This is a genomic window from Coleofasciculus sp. G1-WW12-02, assembly GCF_040219735.1.
Taxonomy (GTDB): domain Bacteria; phylum Cyanobacteriota; class Cyanobacteriia; order Cyanobacteriales; family Coleofasciculaceae; genus Coleofasciculus.
The window spans coordinates 1-21425 of sequence record NZ_JAVJRX010000145.1 but is presented as its reverse complement, the minus strand read 5'-3'; the positions used below and the strand labels follow the sequence as shown (position 1 = coordinate 21425).

The window sequence follows — 21425 nt, the reverse complement described above, 5'->3', positions numbered from 1 at the left end:
GCATAACCTTTCTCCCACGACAAAGCATCTGCTCCACCAAATTCCCTTGAACGTTTTAGGGTTCTATCAGAGTTAGCTTGAATAGTTTGTCCTTTCCCTGACATGCTCCCAATCGCCCTGATGTTGAAGCCGAGTATCAAATTGCTCTGAAACAGGCTGAAGAAAATCGACAGTATTGGCAGGAGCGCAATCGTGATCATGCTGCTCGTGTTGCCACAATGCCGCCAAAACCAGGGCGAGAAACTCTTTGGGTAAAACTCCAACAGCAGAAAGCTAGACATCAACTAGAAGCATGATTTTTTATCATTAATCGCAATTGATAAATAAGAAATTAGAACTTAAACAGAAATTCTGCTTAGGGTAAGGGCACGACATGTCGTGCCCCTACGTGGTTGTTCAACTGCTGACGATTACCCTTACTTGCAAGGCGATAAAAGCAAGAGTTTAAGACATTTTATAATAAGGGTAGTTTGACCAGACAGGCTATTACCGACTGTCTACTTTCTAATAATCTCAATAGACCCGCTGTTAGACGAGCTTAGAGAACCAAAGCTGGACAGATTTTCAACCAGGTTTTTGCCCTCTGAGGTGATAGTTCCTGAAACCATTGCATCACTATGGGCGCCAACATACCGATAATTCGATGTGAAGGCAGGTCCTTGATAGTGAGAATGGCTGTTGCCACGGTACGTATCCCCCGTACCCGTCCACATTACCGCCACATCCACGTTTTTGGTAGCCCCTGACGAGTAATCATTAACTGCGAATGTGCCATTTAACGCCGCTGATTTGAGAGACTTATCACTAGTAAAGTTTACGTCTGTAGCAAAGCCATCGCCATAGGAACCTTCTCCAGTACACCAGTTATAGGTAGAGTAATAGATATAGGCACCCTTCTGTGCGGTTGGCGCACCTGGAGCGCTTTTGCTGACGTTATCAGAGGCAAAAATCCCTACACTGGTGTAATTACACTCGTCAGATTGATAAAAGTAGGCATCAGCCGTTTGTCCTTTGACTTGGTATTTCTGGTTGGTGGCGGCGACTGCAGGAAGGCTCAGGCTCAGCAGGATTAAGGTGGCTCCAACAAATGTCTTTGGCATGTTTTTTTCCTAGAGGATGATTAACCGAGACTGGGATGAGAAACTGGAAGTTCCCAGATTTTAAGAAAAGCTATATTAGGTACTATTACTTATTAAGCCTGTATTCTTTCCCCTCTGTTTCCTGTTCCTACACATAAGACATTAACCCTTAACTGAACCTGCCAAAATCCCCCGGACAAAATACCGTTGCAGGGCAAAAAACACAATCAGGGGTACAATCATGGTGACAAAAGCCCCGGCTGTCAGCAAATGCCAAGCTTCGCCACGAGAACCTACCAACGTAGTTAAACGCATGGTTAAGGGGGCGACATCGGGTGTTCCGCCTAGATACACTAAGGCGACTAATAAATCATTCCATACCCATAAAAATTGAAACACGGCAAAGGATGCGATCGCGGGGAGAGAAAGGGGTACAATTAAGCGAGTAAACGTGGTTAAGTGCGACGCCCCATCCACCGCCGCCGCTTCGATTAAATCCTTGGGTAGGGAACCGATATAATTTCTGAGTAAATAAATCCCTAACGGCATACCATATCCCGTATGGGCTAACCACACGCCTAAAAACGAACCCGATAATCCCAAATGATTATAAGATCGCAATACCGGAATCAGCGTCATCTGTAAGGGGACAACCAACAACCCCACGACTAAAATAAATAACAACTGACGCCCCGGAAACGTCATCCAAGAAAAAGCATAAGCGGCAAATGTGGCGATAGCGATGGGAATAAGTGTCGCGGGAATGGCAATGGCAAAGCTATTCAGAAACGCTTGTCCCATTCCTTCCGCCGTCAAAACATCGATATAATTCCCTAACTGATATTGGGTGAAATCAAAGGGATGTTGAAACACCATCCACCAGCCACTTTCCAACAAGTCATCCTTCGGGCGTAGGGAACTAATCAACAAGCCAACGGTGGGTAATGTCCAAATTAAGGAAATGACGATTAAACTCAGATGAACCGGAAGGCTATTGAAGGCATTTCGCAACTGATGAGACAGATGTTTCACAGAATTCGATTTACGGCGACGTTTAGATTTCATCGACTTGCCTCTTGCTGACGGAAGCGGCGGATATTCACGACCATAATTGGTACAATTGCTAGTAATAAGATAACCGCGATCGCACTCCCCCTGCCATAGTCGCGATAGTTAAACATTTCTTTAATCATCCGCGAAGCAATCACTTCTGTGCCTTGATTCCCCGCCGTCATCACAAATACAATATCAAACACCTTAAGTACCATAATCACCACTGTGGTTGTCACCACCGCCAAGGTGGAACGAATCATCGGGATAGTAATCCGCCAGAAAATTTGTACCTCACTCGCCCCATCCATCCGGGCGGCTTCGATAATATCTTTGGGAATCCCTTTAACCGCTGCGGAAAGCAACACCAGACAGAAGCCGGTTTGCAGCCAAATCATAATCGCAATTAGGGCAAAATTGTTAATCGAGCGTTCCACTAACCAACCCACGGGTTCAAATCCCAGGCTGGTGATGATACCATTGAGTAAACCAATTTGCTCTGATCCAGCTGGACGAAAGGCATAGACAAACCGCCAAATCACACTCGCGCCGACAAAAGAAATCGCCATGGGTAAAAAGATGAGGGACTTGGCGATAGGTTCATACCGTACCTTATCCATGAGTACCGCCAGAATCAAGCCAAACCCGACACTAAACCCCGTCACCAGAACCAGCCACAATAGGTTATTGCGAAACGCCACCAGCATCGCCTCACTGGTGAAAGCAAACTTATAATTTTCTAGTCCGACAAAATTTTGCGATCGCCGATCCAGAAAACTGATGTAAATTGTGTTCAGCGTGGGTAAAATCAAGTATGCCGTCAGCACCAGCAGGGCGGGAGCGAGATAAATCCAAGGTAGAATTCGCGATTGCCATTTATGAGGTAAGGTGTTGGCTAGATAATTCATGGCATAAAAGAAGCCAAGCACACCGCCACAGCCAATAATTACGGCAATAATTACACTGATAATTTTACTGAAAACTGACATAAGAATTTACTCTAACTGGAGGAAACCGATATCAATCCATCCTGTTACCATCCTCTATGATAATCGTTCTATCCTATCTGTCTGTGCTAAGTAGGGTGGGCATTGCCCACCAGCCTTAAGGAGCGTGACATTCACCCTAGTTTGCACGCTGCTTAAAAAGTCGTCATGCACTAGCTGTGCTAAAGCGGGAAGTGTCAATTCTGCTGGTTTAAGTCTTGTAAAATAATTGTATCCTCGCTACTCTCTAAGAATTAAACCAATGACTCGCACCAAATCCGTTCGTCCTCGTCGTCAAGGCAGACTATTTCCGGAATATACGATACCCCCAGAGGAGTTAGCCAGACGGGAAGCGGAAAAAAATGCCCGGATAAAGCGCTATCGAGAGATTTTTGCTCAAGTCAGCCCTCAACTCATCCGAGATCATTACAACTGGTTTATGATTATTGAACCAAACAGTGGGGATTATTTTATTGATCCGGATGAAGACGTGGCGATGCAAAAAGCGCGTCAAAAATACCCAAGCGGTATGGTGGGAATTATGCGCCTTAACGAAACCGGAACTTGTGGCAAGATATGATTTCAGGCAAGTTTGGTGAGATTGGTGAATTGATCTTTGAAATTGATTTAGTTGGCGCTGATGCAGAACGATACCCCATTGATGTGTTATTAGATACAGGCTTTACAACGGGTTATTTAGCGCTTGATGCTCAAGATGTCCAAAGCTTGGGTTGGTCGATGATTGAAGGTGAACGTGCGATGCGAATGGTACAAGGGGAGGATTTTTTTGATATATATGAAGGCAGGGTTTTTCTGGATGAAAGGGAATATATTATTCCAGTATTAGCTGGATCAGGTATATCCGAACCGCTACTCGGTTTACAGTGGTTGAAGATGCTACCACTGGCGGTGAATTTTGCAACTGGAATGTTGACGCTGGGGTGAATGGCGAAAGAAGCGCCTGTGAGAGTTTGTCGGGGCGGGCGCGAGTCTTAAACAACCCCACCCTAACCCTCCCCTTATCAAGGGGAGGGTTAGGGTGGGAACCACACCGTCTTTAGTTTCCCCCCTACCCCCCTCGTTCCCCCCTGCAAGGGGGGAGAACAGAGGATGCTTCGCTTTTTTTGCACGGGGGATTAAGGGGGGTTAAGAAATTGGAAAGGATAATATGTAATCCTAAAAAAGGACAACTAATTCAAAAATTATATATCCAGAGATTAACTCATGGCGCAGATAAGTTTATCGAACCTGTCTCCCCATCATAAAGCTTGGGAAAAGCATCGAGCCAATGCTGATATTATCTCGGGTTTTTACAGGCAAGGTCAAGGTAGCTTTAAGCGCTATGCCCATCGGATGCGTGATTGTGCCAAATTCCTGGAGTTTTGCCTAGTCCCAGAGTCAACGGAGGATTTGCTCGAATTTAAACTATCTTACGCCAGATTTTGTCGAGTGCGTCACTGTCCGATTTGTCAGTGGCGGCGGAGTCTGATGTGGAAAGCTAGGGCGTATAAGGTGATTCCTCAAGTTGTTGCAGATTATCCTAAATCCCGTTGGCTGTTTATCACGTTGACGGTTCAGAATTGTCGTTTGGAGGAATTGCGAACCACGTTAAATTGGATGAATCGAGGATTTAAGCGGTTGACGGAGTTAAAAGCTTGGTCCGCTAAGGGATGGGTTAAATCGGTGGAAGTGACTAAAGGTAAAGATGGAGAATCAGCACATCCCCATTTCCATGTGTTGGCGATGGTGCCACCATCCTATTTTAGTCATGGCTATATTGCCAAAGCCAAGTGGGGACAATTATGGCAACAGTGTTTGCGAATCGATTATACACCTGTCCTCCATGTGAGTGCGATCGCGAAGAGTGATGACCCAACGGTGATTATCCCAGAAATCCTCAAGTATCAGGTGAAGGAATCAGACTTAGTGGCGAATCGAGAATGGTTTCTGGAGTTAACCCGCCAACTGCACCAAACCAGAGGTGTAGCTGTGGGTGGTGTTTTGAGGCAATATATGCGACAGATGGAGTTGGAACATAAACAGCGAATTAGTCAGGAAGGGGATGAGGTGGATGATGAGAATGTATCGTTTACGTGGAAGCGAGAGTTGGGGATGTATAGCAGAGTAACAAGGGAGACAATCAGAAAGAATGCCAACGTAGGCACACAGGGAACTGTGAGACATGAGTTATGTAGAAAACCTAACCCTCCAGCAATAGAACCAGAAGGTTAGGAATTAGACTATTCGTCCCGATTGTCCAAGCGATTGTCCAATAATTCGTCAAGCAATAAATAGCCTGAATTCTTGAAATAAAAGAGATATAAAAAGCGATTGAGGCAAAGAGTATAGTAATTAAAAATCAATAAAAATTGAGGAATAAAAGCGCAAAGAGTTGATCAGCGCGATCGCACCCTCAAAGCCGTACCCATAAAACCTATAAAGCGACTGACTTAGAGTAATTCCAATATCCTAGGGAAGAATACCCAATAAGCCAAAATTCCTCACAAATTGCCATCAAATTTAACCGTAAATTCCCCTGAATCAACGCCAAATACTATTTGCGCCAATGCAGAAAGCAGCGATAATAATTCCTACCAAATCCGGGTTATCCACCCCCGTTATAACCCAGTCCGCGCAGGCGGACTTTGTTTGTGTAGCAGCGATTTCAATCGCCCCTTGCTTCCAGCCAATGTTCCAAATCTGCCAAACGATTGAAGTCTAAAAAATCTTCTCCTAAACTTTCCAAGTCTTCAAGTGATAACACCTCAATTTGGCTAGTCATCGCCCTGGGAATCTCGCCAAAGCGCTTTTTGAGTTGACGCAAGATTAACGCGATCGCTTCCGTTATTTGTCCTTCTTTTCTCCCTTCTTTTCTGCCTTCTTTTCTCCCTTCTTCTTGAGCATAAGTGATCCGTCCTTTCTCATCTTGGAACATCATCGCTCGCCGATCGACGAATTCTAACTCTTCTACAGTCATTTCCGCTTGATTAGCAATTGTTAAAGCGAGTTCTATTTCATTGACTTCCCCTAATTTATCTGGTATTGTATCTAAGGTTGCCGCTTCTTTAATAAAATAAATCCACTTATCGCTTAAACTGCTTAATTCAGATAGGGTTTTCTTGAACTTTGGCAATTCTATAAAAAATAGTTGTAATTCTGCATCGGGATATTCAAATTTTTTCGTCTTTTCCTGAAAAACAAATTGATTGATCACATCAGTCGTCTGGTTAAACAGGATAAAGTCGGTGATTGTCAAAGCAATGACCGGGGTGAGTGTTAGATAATTTTCTCCTATACCCAACTGATTGGTATAGGCTTTCCCCAGGTTATAAACAACCCGTTTACTAAAAGCACTTACCCGCGCTACTTGCATTTCAATAATGACGATAGATCCGTCCTCTAAAACAGCTTTTACGTCTAGGTAAGTATCTTTTAACGTCATCGCCTGACCCGGATTATAGGGATTGACAATCGTTAAGGATTGAATAATCTGATTACCCCCATAGATTATGGCATTGAGAAAGCTGATTAAAATTGCTTGGCTTTGTTCAGAGCCAAATATTTTTTTAAAGGCATAATCGACTTTAGGACTAATAAACTTCATGTTCCCCCTTCAGTCTAAATTCAGAGAATATGGTTTTATTTTACCGTCCTGTTACCCGTTAACAGTACAAAACAAAGCAGTTAGAACCTTTTGCCTTCTGCCTTTTTGTAGTAGCTTAACCCTGTGGCTTTGTGACCTTCTGCCGTAGCTTGACCAGCTTTCCCTAGTGCAAGAATGCAGAAATAACTGAGCAGTTAACAGCTCCCTCTGCTCCCTCTGCTCCCCCTGCTTCATCGTATCTACAAAGCTGCTCAAGTATTTTTGCCGCGCTGCACTAGGATATGCCGGGGGAATCTGACAAACCCATTAACATAGAGAAACATGGCACAACTGCAAAGCAAGCGAGTAACAGATGACCTCAACTCTGCTCAAAACTCCACCTCTAAATGCCCCAACCCTTGAGACATTACCGAATGGTCTAACCATTGTGGCAGAACAGATGCCTGTCGATGCGGTTAACCTGAATGTCTGGGTGAATGTGGGTTCTGCCGTTGAATCTGACCCGATTAACGGTATGGCACATTTTCTCGAACACATGGTCTTTAAGGGAACACCACGCCTGAACAGTGGCGAATTTGAGCGGCTGATTGAAGAACGTGGTGCAGTGACTAATGCGGCAACGAGTCATGATTACACCCATTACTACATCACCACAGCACCCAAGGATTTTGCTCAACTCGCGCCCTTGCAACTGGATGTGGTATTAAATCCCCTCATTCCCGATGACGCCTTTGAACGGGAACGGCTAGTAGTGTTAGAAGAAATTCGGCGTTCGGAAGATAGTCCCCGTCGCCGCACCTTTCGGCGGGCGTTAGAAACCAGCTTTGACTACCTCCCCTACCGTCGCCCGGTACTTGGACCCACATCTGTGATTGAAACCTTAACCTCTCAGCAGATGCGAGACTTTCACAGCACCTGGTATCAGCCCAAAACGATGACAGCCGTAGCGGTGGGCAATTTACCTGTGGAGGAGTTGATTGAAACAGTAGCCCAAGGATTTGCCCACGTAGGGGCGAAGCTTATGCTCCCAGATTTATCGGTTGTCGGTCAAAATCCCAACGCGAATGCTTCGCCCAATCCCCAATCATCCCGTCTTACCTATAAGCCAGAAGCGCCGTTTACCGACATTGTGCGCCAAGAGTATGTAGACTCGACATTACAGCAGGCGCGATTGGTCATGGTTTGGCGAGTACCGGGACTAACACAGTTAGAAAGTACCTATCCATTAGACGTTTTAGCCGCTATTTTAGGACAGGGGCGGATGTCGCGGTTGGTGCGAGATTTGCGCGAAGACCGTCAACTGGTGACTCATATTGGGGTGAGTAATATGACCCAGCAGCTACAGGGAATATTTTATATTTCCGCCCAGCTTCCCACAGAGAACTTAGAAATTGTGGAAGCGGCGATTGCGGAGCATATTCGTCGGTTACAAACGGAATGCGTCGATGGGGCGGACATTGCCAGAATTAGCACCCAAGTGGCGAATCGATTCATTTTCAGTAATGAGAAACCGAGCGATCGCACCAGTCTATATGGTTATTATCACTCCCAATTAGGTGATTTAACCCCGGCATTAAATTATCCGGCTCGCATTCAAGCCGTCAATGCTCACCAGATTCAACAGGCTGCCCAGGATTATCTGGCAACGGATGCTTATGGTATTGTGACGATGAAACCAGCGTAAATAGACGGGAAGAGATAACGGGACGAGATAAATAAGATAATAGGGCACGGCAATGCCGTGCCCCTACCACAATTTAGGAATAATTAATTGATAATGAAACCTCTAAGCAATCGCACTAAAATCGTTGCTACCATTGGTCCTGCAAGTAATTCACCAGACATCCTCAAGCAAATGGTGCAAGTGGGAATGAATGTGGCACGGTTAAACTTCTCCCATGGTAGCTACGATGACCATGCTCACACGATTTCTTTGCTACGCTCTATTGAAGAGGAATTAGATACACCGATTACTTTACTCCAAGACCTACAAGGACCGAAAATTCGAGTCGGTAAACTCTCCGATGAAGGAATTAATCTGGTTCAAGGAGAATCCATTTCCTTAGTTCCCATTTCGGAATTCAATCATCAACCCAAAACAGTTTCTATCGACTATCCCCACTTGGCTCAAGAAGCGGAACCCGGAGTGCAGATTCTGCTGGATGATGGGCTCTTAGAGCTGCGGGTTGAGGAAATTGAGGGCAATACTGTTAAGTGTCAAGTTGTCGAAGGGGGTATACTCAAAAGCCGTAAAGGTGTTAATCTGCCCGGATTGAGCCTAAATCGCCTACCCTCTATGACAGACAAAGACCAACAAGATTTGGAATTTGGCATTGCTCAAGGGGTTGACTGGGTGTCCTTAAGCTTTGTTCGTTCTGCAGAAGATATTCGTACTCTCAAAGGATTTCTCCAGCAGCACAATGCCTCCTCCCTACCAGTGATTGCCAAAATCGAAAAACCTCAAGCGATCGCGAACTTAGAAGCCATTATTAATGAGTGCGACGGTATCATGGTAGCACGGGGAGATTTGGGTGTAGAAATGAGTCCGGAAAAAGTGCCGTTTTTGCAAAAGAAGATTATTCGGATTTGTAACCAAAAGGGGATTCCGGCAATCACAGCAACCCAAATGCTCGACAGTATGATTAATAATCCCCGTCCAACTCGTGCTGAAGCCAGCGATGTGGCTAATGCAATTATTGATGGCACCGATGCGGTTATGCTTTCCGGGGAGTCAGCCGTGGGTAAATATCCACTTAAAGCCGTGACAATGCTAGCCCGTATTGCCACGGATGTGGAACCCGAAATTAAGTTTGTTAACTATCCCCCAGCCGCAACCAGTGAAGCCAATGCTCTGAGTGAAGCGCTCAACACGATTGATAAGATTATGGATTTGCGCTGTATTGCGGCTTTCACCAGTACAGGACACACCGCCAAACTAGCCGCCGCCGAGCGTCCAGGAGTGCCTGTTATTGCTCTAACTCCTAATTTAGAAGTTTACCACAACTTGAATTTAGTTTGGGGGGTTAAACCCCTGTTAATCGAGCAAGAAGTTGAGTCTTTTGAAGAGCTAGTTAATCAAGCCCAAACTCAGTTATTAAAACGGAATTTAGTGGTAGCGGGAGACAAAATTTTGATTATCGCTGGGATTCCGACAAAAATCCCAGGCGGAACGAACTTGCTCAAGCTTCATACGATTAGCGCGTGAATTACCCACACCGTAGCGCCAGCTCAGTGTAGGCTTCAATACTCAAAATTATTGCTTGTAACTTTTGACTTCTTATACCAAATCCGGGTTAAGACCCAATTAATCAATTGTCAATTATCAATTATCAATTATCCATTGATAAAGGCGGATTGGGTATTATCTGCCGCTAATTGCTATTACGCCAACCAACATTCTATAGTCCGTGTTCTTGATAATCTTCAGAGGACTTCGGATCTAATTCCCAACGCTTCTCATCCCGCCGTTTTAGCTTATCCGTGACTTGCGCCGGTTCTTTTTGAGCGCCAGCTACACCAACTACTCGCTCTATCTCCTGGGTTACATTTTGCTCCGGTGTGGATGCTAAACCCCCAATCGCTTCGTCGCCGCTTACTTTTGCCTGGTAGAGGTTAGCATCTATATCGGTAGTGGTGGGTTCGCCGCTTGCCATACGGTTTGTCGATTCTTTAACCTGACTTTCGTCTAATGATATCGGGTTTGACTGGGATTGGTTTATGTTTTCAGGTTCCATCCATATCTCCTTAGTAGTGGTGTGACACAGCTAATTTGTATAGATTAGCTTGGGTTCGTTCGTAGTAAGGGATGCGAGCCCTATCTTTTGTTAGGTTTCCTTGCGTTTTCCCAACCTACAACCTATTCCTCAATTTTAGCTGTGCTACGGCAGTAGTGGTGTGGCAAAGCTAATTTGGTAGATTAGCCTTACAACCAGAAAACCCATAAAATCAGGGGCTAAAGCCCCTACTACGAACCCAATCTATTCCACAATTTTAGCTGTACTACGGCAGTAGGTTACTACTCCCACCCAACAGCTTCGCGTTTCCCAGGTAAATCGGTTTATTACCCCAGAGCGAACCCTATTTCTTTCTTTTGAGAGATGACTTTTTCCGGAACCGTTCATAAGCTGAGAATACTTAATCCATAATACCTGTTTAGCCCGTCGTATTATTCGTGGCTGAAAGAATACAAGTCCAATATTTTACCCGATCAAGTCGTTAACAATTCTGATGATGATAACCGATAATAGAGCCAAAAAAGTTGCCATTCTGATTGATCAGAATTTTGAAGATTCCGAGTTTCAAATCCCTTATCAAGCGCTGCAACAAGCAGGGGCACAGGTTGTGGTTCTGGGTTCGCGCATGAATGAAACCTATCAGGGAAAACAAGGGAAGGTTTCGATTAAACCTGATGGTACAGTAACCGAAGCACGTCCAGAAAGTTTCGACGCCGTAGTTATCCCCGGAGGGATGGCACCGGATACGATGCGAAATAACCCTAATGCCGTACAATTTGTGCAAGGAGCCATGGAGTTGAATAAGCTCGTCGCGGCGGTGTGCCATGGTCCCCAAGTATTAATTGAAGGGGATTTACTTCAGGGCAAAAATGCTACCGGATTTCTCTCCATTCGCAAGGATATGACGAACGCCGGTGCTAACTATGTGGATGAACCCTTAGTGGTGGATGGTAATCTGATTACCTCTCGTCAACCCGGTGATTTGGCAATCTTTACTACCGCCATTCTCACCCGATTGGGTTTAGGGATTCCGGATCAAGCGTTACCCGATGAAAAGGATACGACCGCTCAATGGTGGCAATTGGCAGAAGCTTGGGGGGGTAGTAGCAAAAGCGACATTGTTAATGGATTGAATACGGCTTTAGCTGGGGAACGATATGGGCGAAAAGCCTTTGAGTATTATGCCCAAAAAGTGCCTGATGTCGAGTTGCGATCGCTACTGCAAGAAATCATCGAAAATAAGCAGCATCATATTATTATGCTGGAGAATCGTTTGAGAGATTTTCAGGCGTTTGAATCCATTCCGGAAGTGGCGACAGACGCCTACGCCGCCTTACAAAATTGGCTGCAACCGAGCGACAGTTTATCAATTTTACGCCATGCCTTGGGTGACATCCAAACGGGTGTTGTCGATGCTTATAATCTGCGGAAACAATTCACAGATCCAACATCAACCGTACTGTTTACTCAGATTGAAAAGGAGTTGGCAGAATACGAACAGCGTTTAGCTGACCTTTATCACAATCGCCTGGGAGAACAAGAAGCGACGCCTGCTGAACCCACTACCTTGGCGGCGGTTGGGGGTTAAGGATTGATTTTTGGGGGTTAGCCGAAATACGCTAACCCGCTAAACTCGTTCTCGTTTCCCTTTTCTGTAAACGTGGATTTAATTAATCTTTGAGTACGAGCCGGCCGTTCCGGTTTTGCACCGGTCTGAAATTATTGGAATATCGGTTTGTAAAGTTGCTGAGTTGTCCTGATGTAATTCTCATCGTATCTTTATATACAATCCAATTCACAATTTCTGAACAAGGCGGTGTGGTGAGAGAACCAGAATACCGATAATATTGGGGCGGGGCGGTCAGTAGACTGCCTAACAGACCATCACTAGGAAGAAAGTATTTAGGATTGATGGTTAGTGAGGGTGATGTTGTTCCACCTGATGGGGGTAGGTTGTTCAAAATCTTTGCCATCTCAGAGTTTGTACCAGAACTGCCCACTTCCATGAGCCTGCCAATGACCGCTAGTTCTACGTTTCCCTGTGGATCTGTACGTTGATGAACTAGGTGAACTTCCATCGGCTTAACTTCGTTATTTATAGTATGTTCACTGGAAGCGTGGAAGTGAAATTGGATTAAATTAAATGTTTTACCATCCAAGGTCAGAGTACTACCAGGAGGACAGTCAACCTGGATAGTCTTACCAGTATCCCTAATGGTTGGGGAAAACGAGTTGTAGTTAATGCTAAAGTCATTGGCAAAATTGACATTAACCGGATTTGTGAGAGCGATTGGGGATTGTCGTGTTCCCGTTCCACAAACCGCATAGGCGGGATCAAGATTTCCCCATTCATCAGGTCCAAGTGATCCAGTATAACCCCATGCAGCACCTCCCCCACCAGATGCTGATACGAGAGACTGTACGGCAGCGGTTAAGGAGGTTCCAGCTACGCCGATTGACAAATACTTGAGTAATGTACGCCGATCCATTTGCCTTATCTGAGTGAGTGCTTTACAAATCTTTATAAATATAAGCTTACTCTAATTTTTGTGAATAGTCTACCGATGGATAGAAATTTATTTATCAGTATTGGTTATCAAAAAGTTAAATTTATAGCATTAATTAACACAGATTGCTATACTGTTGCCCACTTTCCCAATTATCCCCAAGCAAAATCATCCCAAAGATAGATGTAGAAAAAATTGATTTGAGATGAGTTGAAAACAAGAACAGAGTAGAAATAGTCGTGGGAAGAGGTTTGGATCATGAGTAGACTCCTAGAAGGAAAAGTCGCCATAGTAACGGGTGCGGGAACAGGTATCGGGGAAGCGATCGCGCATAAATTTGCCAAAGAAGGCGCTAAGGTGGTTGTCAATGGACTACCGGATGATCCAGTTGAGGAGGTGGCAAAAGCCATCAACGACTTTGGCGGGGAAGCGATCGCGGATCGAGGGGATGTCTCAGAAACCAATCAAGCTCAAGCCTGTGTGGAAGCGACGATTAACCAATACAGGACACTGGATATTTTGGTCAATAATGCAGGTGTGTTTCTGGCAACTGCCCAAACTGAAGACTATCCGATTGAGGCATTTGATCAAACCCTGAAGATGAACCTGCGATCGGCATTCCTGATGACTAAGTACGCCCTACCTCATTTGCAAAAAAGTCGGGGTAACATAGTTTGTGCTGGCTCAGAAGCCGGATTTAATGGAGTAGCACAAAATTCTCCCTACGGCGGAACCAAAGGCTGGATGCACGCTTTTGTCAAAGGGGTAGCCGTTGAACAAGCCAAATATGGAGTGCGGGCGAACTGTTACTGTCCAGGTGCCATTGATACCGCCTGGACTCACAAAGAAACGGGTCCGATGGACGCTCAGATGGAGGAAACCCTGATCATGGCGGCGCCAATGGGACGACGGGGTACACCAGAGGAAATTGCCAATGTTTGTGCGTTTCTAGCTTCTGAGCAAGCCAGCTATGTCACCGGAGCACTATGGCTCGTGGATGGGGGAGTGACGGTTGCTAAAGGCGCCGTGGGTCAACAAACCCCCGAATCCCTGCGTCAACCCCCATCTGGTGAACTGCGTCTGGATCACCAAAAAGAGGGGTTAAAGAACAAAGAAACCCAGAAAATCCGTTAATACCGAGTTGCGCTCTTTCCGTAGTAGATAGGAAGAGCTGGGGAAGCTGGGGGAGCTGGGGAAGCTGGGGAAGCTGGGGAAGCTGGGGAAGCTGGGGGAGAGAACGTTATATGTAAGGCAATTTAAGGGAACGAGGAACAGGGAACGGAAAATGTCCACTTTTAAATGCACATCAGCTTAGCAAACAGATAATCAAATAAGGAGATTAATCATGGCAGATACCACCGTTAAAAAAGTTCAATCCCAGCATTCACCAAGCGATGAAAAGGCTTAAACGACCAGAAATGTAGGGCGCACCGATGTGCGCCCCATTTAACCGTAGAATCTATTTCAAGCCATTGTCAACGACACCAAATCATCTGCCATTTCAAAATTAGCGGTGACGTTTTGCACATCATCCAACTCATCGAGGGCATCCATTAATTTTAGGAGCGATCGCGCCACATCTGGATCAGTAATTTCGACGCTATTTCCCGGTATCCAGCGTAACTCCGCATCGCGCACGGTAAAGCCTTGATCCTGTAAGGTTTGATTCAAATGTTCCAGATTCGTCACCTCGGTTACGACATCCGCCCCCGGTTCCTCCTCATCCTCAATCCATTCATAGGTTTGGGCACCGCCAGCTAGTGACGCTTCCAATAACTGATCCTCAGGAACCTCACCCGCTACTGTCACCACACCTTTTTGGTCAAACATCCAGCTAACGCAACCCGTTTCCCCTAGATTCCCGCCATTCTTCGTAAATGCTGATCGCAAATCTGCTGCCGTGCGGTTACGATTATCGGTAAGGGCTTCAATTAGAATCGCCACACCTCCAGGACCATACCCTTCATAGCGAATCTCTTCTAGGTTGTCGCTACCACTATCAAATTGACCCGACCCTTTCGCGATCGCCCGGTCAATATTATCATTAGGAATACCCGCCGCCTTTGCCTTCTCAATCGCGGTGCGTAAGCGAAAATTCCCATTCGGGTCAGGAACGCCGCTACGGGCAGCTACAATGATTTCTCGTGAGAGTTTGGCAAAGGTTTTTCCCTTCACCGCATCCACTCTCGCCTTCTGGCGCTTAATATTTGCCCATTTACTATGTCCTGCCATAACTGAAACCCAAATCAGTCAAATCCCGCTTCCCTAGGGTAGCTTGGTCATTGGTCATTTGTCATTGGTCACATCAGCTTTGGGAGGGTTTCGTTCCTCAACCCAGCCTACACAATATTTGGCTCAAGTCAACCGCGATCGCATTGCTCTATCCCCCTGTTCTAAGGTAAAGTACCCAAAGAGGATAAAGCATCATGACTTCATCAGCAGCCAGAACTCAAGAACGGGTACTCGTCGCCGGAGCCACAGGCGGAGTTGGACAATTAACCGTTGCCAAACTCCTAGAGAAGGGTTTTCCCGTGCGCGTACTCACCCGCAGCGCTGAAAAAGCTCGGACTATGTTTAATAACCGGGTGGAAATTGCCATTGGCGATATCCGTCAGCCAGCCACTCTTCCCACCGCTACCCAGAATATTACTCACATTATTTGTTGTACTGGCACAACAGCCTTACCCTCTAGCAAATGGGATTTCGACACCATGGATCAGGCGGAGGGTCTAGGAAATTTAATTGAATGGGGTAAAATTTATCTTGATACCGACTATCGCCGCACTCACGCTCGAAATAGTCCTGAACAAGTTGATGCTCAAGGGGTCAGTCATTTAGTCAATGCTGCACCCAAAGATTTAAACCGATTTGTGTTTATCTCCTCCTGCGGTGTTTTGCGAAAAGATAAACCTCCCTTCAATATTCTAAATGCTTTCGGTGTATTGGATGCCAAAGAAAAGGGGGAGTCAGCTATTATTAATTCTGGGTTACCCTACACAATTATTCGCCCAGCACGGCTAATCGATGGTCCTTACACCTCTTATGATTTAAACACGCTAGTGAAAGCCAAAACAAACGGAAAATTAGGCGTCGTGGTAGGAACAGGCGATACTCTAGAAGGTGAAACCAGTCGAATTGACGTAGCCGCCGCCTGCGTTGAATGTATCGATAATCCGGTGACAGAGGGAAAGGTGTTTGAGTTAGTCAATAAAGGCACAAGACCCGCGAAAATTGATTGGACAGCACTGTTTTCTAGTCTAGATCAGTAAAACCCGCCTCTACAATGCTGTCCACAGTGCCAATCCACCACCGCGTCCTCTCGCCGCGATCGCACGGTTTTCGACGAGAAAATAGGTAAAAAATGCCTTATCTTTTAAAGGTTTATCATAAAAAGAAGCCTCTCGCTCTTGACCACCGCGAATATATCCTTCATATAACCTTAAACCAAATAAAGACACTTTCATGCGGGTAAAATCAAAAGCGAGGATATTTGTATTGGAAAAAAACTGAGTGGGTCCCGTGACAACCAGTTGCACAGATCCAAGTTCCACAGAATTGGCTACAGTTCCTTGCTCTGGATTGGCTTGTGACTGAAAGTAGGATAACTGAATCTTCACCCATTTCGGCAAAAACCGTCCCGCACCCAAAACAACACCAGCACGTTGACGAGAGCGTTTGGTTCCGGTGATAAATCCCAATCGCCATGTTCCCAGCAACTGAGAGTAGCTATGGCGCACTTTCGTCTGTTTTGCTGTCTTTTCTGCGGTTAACAGCATCTCAACCACAGCCTCTGGTGCAGGGGGTTTGGTAGAAGGCGTGGTTAAAGACGCGATCGCGTGATCAAGTGTCGGATCAGTTAAGTCTGTGGTCATAAAATGACTATACCAAAATAGTGGAATAGTTGTAGGTTGGGTTGACCTTAGGAAACCCAACAGAATCTAGGGCTAAAGCCCTGACTAAGAACTTTGTTGCTCTAAAACCCTTGTCACGGGTTCATATTCAGCGTTAATCTGGGACACTAGCGCCGCTTTCACCTCAACGGTGTTACTCTCCGCCTTGGCTTCTAATTCCTGACACAAATGAGCCAGACGGGTGGCTCCTACCATAGCACTGCTGGACTTCAACGTATGAGCTGTCCGTTGGAGCAGTTCGGTTTGTCCTTGAGTGACGGCATCAGACAGGTTTTGTAAGAGTTTCGGGGCATCCTCTAGATAACGCTTAATCACTTCGGCTAATACGTCCTCTTGATTAAGCATCTCACGTAATTGTTGAAAAATTACGGGATCAAACACAGGTTTATTTGACACATCCAATCCCACCGCCTTAGCGCTATCCGATGGGGTTGTATCATTAAGATGTTTCACCGGAATCTCTTTACGATCTTCCAGACGTTCCACCTTCACATCTCTACAGGCTTTTTTTAACGCTTCCACCAATTCCTCGATGCGGATAGGTTTGCTGATATAATCATCCATACCAGCCTCAATGCACATTTCGCGATCGCCTACCATGGCATTCGCAGTCATGGCAATTATTCGAGGACGTTTCGAGTGAGTATCCCCATTTAAATCCAACCACTCTTGACAAATACGACGGGATGCTTCTAACCCATCCATTTCTGGCATCTGAACGTCCATAAATACCACATCATAAGGCTGACGCCGTAGCGCTTCTAGAACTTCTAAACCATTCCCCGCCACATCGGCTCGATACCCCATCCGTTGCAGCAGATGCAACGCCACCTGCTGATTCACCTGATTATCTTCTGCCAGTAAAATCCGTAGGGGTAAACGTTCACCCATCTTGGCGTCAATGTCTAACGTTTTGACGCTGTGGACTTTCACCTTAATCGGTACCCCTGCCATTGCTTGCATCAGCACATCACACAGTTGAGACTGTTTAATCGGTTTAGTCAGAAACCCAGCAAACTTCTGCTTCATATCCGGTTCCTCGACTTGCAACTCACCCAGAGACGACAGCATCACCAGAGGTAGGCTTTGACAACCGGGAAGTTTACGAATTTTCAAAGCCAATGTCACCCCATCCATCTCCGGCATCTGCATGTCTAAAATGGCAAGGTCAAACCGTTCCCCCTGATGCAGCCAGTCTAAGGCTTGAATACCCGATTGCGCCGCATAGCATTCCATCCCCCAAGCTTGAGCTTGTCGCATTAAAATCTTGCGATTCGTCTCGTTATCATCCACAATCAGCAGGCGTTGACCGTCAAGTTCCAACTGACAAACCTGATTACTATTAACTTGGGTGCTAGGTTCAGCCGGAACCACAACGGTGAAGTAAAAGGTTGAACCCACTCCATCTTGACTTTCTACCCACATTGTGCCGCCCATCATTTCACATAATTGCTTACAGATGGCGAGTCCCAACCCTGTGCCACCGTACTTACGGGTGGTTGAGGAGTCTACTTGACTGAAGGGTTGGAATAAACGGTTTAATCGTTCTGGGGGAATGCCAATTCCGGTATCCTTAACGGCAAATTGAATCCGGTAATGGGGGGTAGCTGCTGAGGGTTTAATGGATAGGGTTGGAGAATCAGTGCTAGTCTTTGTTTCCCGATGCTCCCATTGCTCATAGTCGAGTTTCTCGGCGCTGAGTGAAACAATCACTTCCCCCGATTGGGTAAATTTAACCGCATTACTTAAGAGGTTAACCAGAATTTGCCGTAAGCGGGTCACATCGCCGACAACCATTCTGGGGGTTTGGGGCGTGATTTGATAGGCTAGTTCGAGGTTCTTATCACTGGCTTTAGCTGCTAATAGATCCAGACAATTTTCAACACAAACTTGCAGATCAAAGGAGGCTTTTTCCAACTCCAGTTTGCCGGATTCAATTTTGGAGAAGTCGAGAATATCATTAATAATGGTGAGTAAGCTATCGCCACTATTGCGAATTGTGGTGACAAATTCCTGCTGCTGATGGGTTAACGGCGTATCCAACAGCAGCCCAGTCATCCCAATCACCCCATTCATCGGCGTGCGAATTTCATGACTCATGGTGGCGAGGAACTCACTTTTGGCACGAGTCGCGGCTAAAGCTGCGTCGCGAGCTTGTGCCAATTCTTGTGAGGCTTGCTGACGCTCAATTTCTCCACCAATCCACTGCGCCATGAGTCTTAAAAGTTCAATTTCTATGTCCTTGAATGGCTTTTGTCGGGATGTGAGACTAGCGAAGCAGAGCGTACCATAAAGTTGATCAGCGACAACCACCGGGACACCAATATAGGCTTCAACTTGGAAAATCTTGTAACCGGGGTGATTGTTCCATTGGCTGGTGCTAGCCGAGAGGATACACAGGGGCTTTTTGGCGTGTAAGATTTCGGCGCAGTAGGTTTGTTTTAGCTCAAGAGTTACCCCTGTAAATTTCAAATTATTGGGCATTTGGGCGGCGATGATTTCATAACGCCCATTTTCGGTGTCAATGTTTTCTACATGAGAGAGGATACCTACATCCAGATTAAACTGGCGGCGTCCCATTGCCAGTAAGTTTTGTAGCTTTTGCTCGAAGTTAGAATTTTGTGCAGTTGTGACTTCGTATAAGGCGCGAATTGTCGCCGCATTTTCTCGCAGTTCTTGCTCAATGTGCTTGCGTTGGGTAATATCAATGGCAATGCCTAAAATTGCCGGCGTTGCTGAGCCGGTGACATAGAAGGGAATGCGGGTGGTTTGCACGATGCGAATGTTACCCTGAGCATCGGTAACCCTTTCCTCTGGGATGTGTTTGGGTTGTCCATGTTGGATAATTTGCTGTTCTTCTTCCCGAATGCGGCGCAGTTGTTCGGGGGATTGAATAAAGTCCTCGTCTTTCTGGTTGAGCAGGTGTTCTACCGTCGTCCCATAAGCATCTGCGATCGCTTGATTAACTAAGATAAACTGTCCATCTAGATTTTTGGCGAAAATAAAGTGAGGGACAAGGTCAATGATTTGACGCAGCTTTTGCTCACTGGCTTGTAACTGTTCGGCGGCTTGCTTGCGTGCGCTAATGTCTTCGACGGAACCTTCATAGTACAGCAGCACACCATTCCCATCCCGCACCGCACGAGTATTTTCACTAATCCAGATAATACTCCCGTCTTGGCGATACACTTGAGACTCGAAACTGGATACAGCACCCTGTTGATGAATCAGGCGTTTAAATTCAGCGCGTTGGTTTTGATCGACGTAGAGTTGATGTTCACAATCGGTGAGTCGGCTAATCAGGGCGGAGGGGGAGGTATAGCCATAAATCCGAGCTAAAGCCGGGTTAGCGCTAAGATAACATCCATCGGGGGTAGTTTGGAAGATACCCCAACCCGCGTTTTCAAAGATACTGCGATATTTTTCTTCGGCTTCAAACAGGGCTTCGGCGACTTGAATACGTTCTTTAATTTCCCGTTCTAATTTCTCATTTACCTGTGTCAATTCCTGAGTGCGCTCATTCACCCGCTCCTCAAGTTGAGCATTTAGGGTACGCACCGCCGCTTCTGCTTGCTTGCGATCATGGATTTCAATTTCCAGCGCCTGATTTGCGGCTTGGAGTTGAGCAGGGCTAGGTAGCGCTAAGGCTTGGGGAATCAGCGGAATCAGGACTAACGCTGTGTAACAGGAAACCAGAGCCGTAAACGCTTTAATCAACCCCGAGATCCAATAATGTGGAAACCAAAGTGTCCAGACTCCCATGAGATGAGTCATCCCACAGGCAATAATAAAAGCACCAAATAAGAAAAATACTTTGGGAAACGGAATATCCTGTCGCTGGTTAACAAAGTAAACCAGAGTAATCGGAATTGAAAAATAAGCCAGGGCGATTAAGGCGTCAGAAATAACATGTAGGGAGACTAAATTCGTTTGCCATAAGTAGCAATGACCGTGGGGAATATACAATAGTACTGGTAACAAATCTGGCATTGTCAGTCCTTCAGTAATCCAGCAGATTTACTCGCTTATTCAAGGGATTGAATACTCCATGTTGTTTGGCTGTGAGCCGATTGAGGGTAGGGGCGCATAGCGATGCGCCCTGGCTCCCTTGATTGGGGGACACCAAGTTCAAGCTGCTGTCGAAACAAAGTAAATCAGGGATAGTTTGATTGAATTCCGTTTCCTGTAGGAAATGGCGAAAGATTAAAAGCTAATGGTAAATCACCCGTTTCTGTCTATTTAGTAGCACAACTTGTCAGAACTCTTTATCCTCTAACATGGAATACTTTATCTATATTGACACTCCCCCGGTTAAAACGCGGGGGATTCTTCCGTCACAGGGAGGCAGAGTTTAACGTCTTCGGTGGACGGAACCTTTACCCTCAGTAGAGACGCGCCATGGCGCGTCTCTACCCACCGTGTGTCCCACGGCAACGAGTCCTCTAATCTCGACTACTTGAGCAGCGGCTATATCGCGGTCTTGGGTATACCCGCAATACTGGCATTTATGTACCCGCTCTCGAAGCTTTTTCTTGCCCGTCTCCTTTAGGCACT

Annotated in this window: 17 protein-coding genes and 2 pseudogenes; 9 read left to right on the top strand and 10 right to left on the bottom strand. The window is 46.0% G+C overall.

All coding sequences use genetic code 11. The features are described 5' to 3' along the window. Positions 1-110: 110 nt before the first annotated feature. Positions 111-296: pseudogene (locus RID09_RS23520) on the top strand (DUF433 domain-containing protein); the annotation flags it as partial. 201 nt (positions 297-497) lie between these two features. On the opposite strand, the gene RID09_RS23515 reads toward RID09_RS23520, so the two are convergent. The 3 genes from RID09_RS23515 to RID09_RS23505 all read right to left on the bottom strand — a co-directional run bounded on the left by RID09_RS23515 (position 498) and on the right by RID09_RS23505 (position 3118). Beyond that, the gene (locus RID09_RS23515; protein ID WP_446338340.1) at positions 498-1100 is read right to left on the bottom strand and encodes a hypothetical protein; all 603 of its coding nucleotides are present in this window, start codon (positions 1098-1100) and stop codon (positions 498-500) included. A 141-nt stretch (positions 1101-1241) separates the two neighbouring features. Then, complete coding sequence (locus RID09_RS23510) at positions 1242-2144, bottom strand: carbohydrate ABC transporter permease (RefSeq protein ID WP_446338339.1); 903 nt, start codon at positions 2142-2144, stop codon at positions 1242-1244. After that, positions 2141-3118, bottom strand: a complete 978-nt coding sequence (locus tag RID09_RS23505; protein WP_446338338.1) for a carbohydrate ABC transporter permease — start codon at positions 3116-3118, stop codon at positions 2141-2143. The genes RID09_RS23510 and RID09_RS23505 overlap by 4 nt, the downstream gene beginning before the upstream one ends. A 259-nt stretch (positions 3119-3377) precedes the next feature. On the opposite strand from RID09_RS23505, the gene RID09_RS23500 reads away from it, so the two are divergent. The 3 genes from RID09_RS23500 to RID09_RS23490 all read left to right on the top strand — a co-directional run bounded on the left by RID09_RS23500 (position 3378) and on the right by RID09_RS23490 (position 5347). After that, complete coding sequence (locus tag RID09_RS23500; protein ID WP_446338337.1) at positions 3378-3695, top strand: hypothetical protein; 318 nt, start codon at positions 3378-3380, stop codon at positions 3693-3695. Further along, complete coding sequence (locus RID09_RS23495) at positions 3692-4060, top strand: aspartyl protease (RefSeq protein WP_446338435.1); 369 nt, start codon at positions 3692-3694, stop codon at positions 4058-4060. The genes RID09_RS23500 and RID09_RS23495 overlap by 4 nt, the downstream gene beginning before the upstream one ends. 279 nt (positions 4061-4339) lie before the next feature. Continuing rightward, positions 4340-5347, top strand: a complete 1008-nt coding sequence (locus RID09_RS23490; RefSeq protein WP_446338336.1) for a protein rep — start codon at positions 4340-4342, stop codon at positions 5345-5347. Positions 5348-5780: 433 nt separating this feature from the next. Here the strand turns inward: RID09_RS23490 and RID09_RS23485 are convergent, their stop codons facing one another. After that, a complete protein-coding gene (locus tag RID09_RS23485; RefSeq protein ID WP_446338335.1) occupies positions 5781-6719 on the bottom strand; it encodes an Rpn family recombination-promoting nuclease/putative transposase in 939 nt (312 codons plus the stop codon). Between the two features lie 352 nt (positions 6720-7071). Between RID09_RS23485 and RID09_RS23480 the strand changes: the two genes are divergently transcribed. Both RID09_RS23480 and pyk read left to right on the top strand, forming a co-directional pair. Further along, a complete protein-coding gene (locus RID09_RS23480; RefSeq protein ID WP_446338334.1) occupies positions 7072-8403 on the top strand; it encodes a M16 family metallopeptidase in 1332 nt (443 codons plus the stop codon). Positions 8404-8496: 93 nt separating this feature from the next. Beyond that, positions 8497-9924: a pyruvate kinase gene (gene pyk, locus RID09_RS23475; RefSeq protein ID WP_446338333.1), complete on the top strand. Its 1428-nt coding sequence runs from the start codon at positions 8497-8499 to the stop codon at positions 9922-9924. Positions 9925-10117: 193 nt separating this feature from the next. Here the strand turns inward: pyk and RID09_RS23470 are convergent, their stop codons facing one another. After that, positions 10118-10453 carry a DUF6335 family protein gene (locus RID09_RS23470; RefSeq protein WP_446338332.1) on the bottom strand — a complete coding sequence of 112 codons (336 nt, stop codon included), beginning with the start codon at positions 10451-10453 and terminating at the stop codon, positions 10118-10120. Positions 10454-10946: 493 nt separating this feature from the next. Between RID09_RS23470 and RID09_RS23465 the strand changes: the two genes are divergently transcribed. Then, complete coding sequence (locus tag RID09_RS23465) at positions 10947-12041, top strand: DJ-1/PfpI/YhbO family deglycase/protease (RefSeq protein WP_446338331.1); 1095 nt, start codon at positions 10947-10949, stop codon at positions 12039-12041. A gap of 82 nt (positions 12042-12123) precedes the next feature. Here the strand turns inward: RID09_RS23465 and RID09_RS23460 are convergent, their stop codons facing one another. Continuing rightward, positions 12124-12942 (bottom strand): carbonic anhydrase, encoded by an 819-nt coding sequence (locus RID09_RS23460; protein ID WP_446338330.1) that lies wholly within the window; start codon positions 12940-12942, stop codon positions 12124-12126. Between the two features lie 276 nt (positions 12943-13218). On the opposite strand from RID09_RS23460, the gene RID09_RS23455 reads away from it, so the two are divergent. Beyond that, positions 13219-14094: an SDR family NAD(P)-dependent oxidoreductase gene (locus tag RID09_RS23455; protein WP_446338329.1), complete on the top strand. Its 876-nt coding sequence runs from the start codon at positions 13219-13221 to the stop codon at positions 14092-14094. A gap of 330 nt (positions 14095-14424) precedes the next feature. Here RID09_RS23455 and RID09_RS23450 read toward each other — a convergent pair whose 3' ends face one another. Further along, positions 14425-15192: a YebC/PmpR family DNA-binding transcriptional regulator gene (locus tag RID09_RS23450; RefSeq protein ID WP_446338328.1), complete on the bottom strand. Its 768-nt coding sequence runs from the start codon at positions 15190-15192 to the stop codon at positions 14425-14427. A 194-nt stretch (positions 15193-15386) separates the two neighbouring features. On the opposite strand from RID09_RS23450, the gene RID09_RS23445 reads away from it, so the two are divergent. Beyond that, positions 15387-16229: an SDR family oxidoreductase gene (locus tag RID09_RS23445; RefSeq protein WP_446338327.1), complete on the top strand. Its 843-nt coding sequence runs from the start codon at positions 15387-15389 to the stop codon at positions 16227-16229. A gap of 9 nt (positions 16230-16238) precedes the next feature. Here the strand turns inward: RID09_RS23445 and RID09_RS23440 are convergent, their stop codons facing one another. From RID09_RS23440 to RID09_RS23430, 3 genes and pseudogenes are all read right to left on the bottom strand, one after another. Beyond that, on the bottom strand, positions 16239-16832 hold the full coding sequence (locus RID09_RS23440; RefSeq protein WP_446338326.1) for a hypothetical protein: 594 nt from the start codon (positions 16830-16832) through the stop codon (positions 16239-16241). Between the two features lie 84 nt (positions 16833-16916). Next, positions 16917-20861 carry a response regulator gene (locus tag RID09_RS23435; protein WP_446338325.1) on the bottom strand — a complete coding sequence of 1315 codons (3945 nt, stop codon included), beginning with the start codon at positions 20859-20861 and terminating at the stop codon, positions 16917-16919. 361 nt (positions 20862-21222) lie between these two features. Beyond that, positions 21223-21425 (bottom strand): annotated as a pseudogene (locus tag RID09_RS23430) (hypothetical protein); the annotation flags it as partial.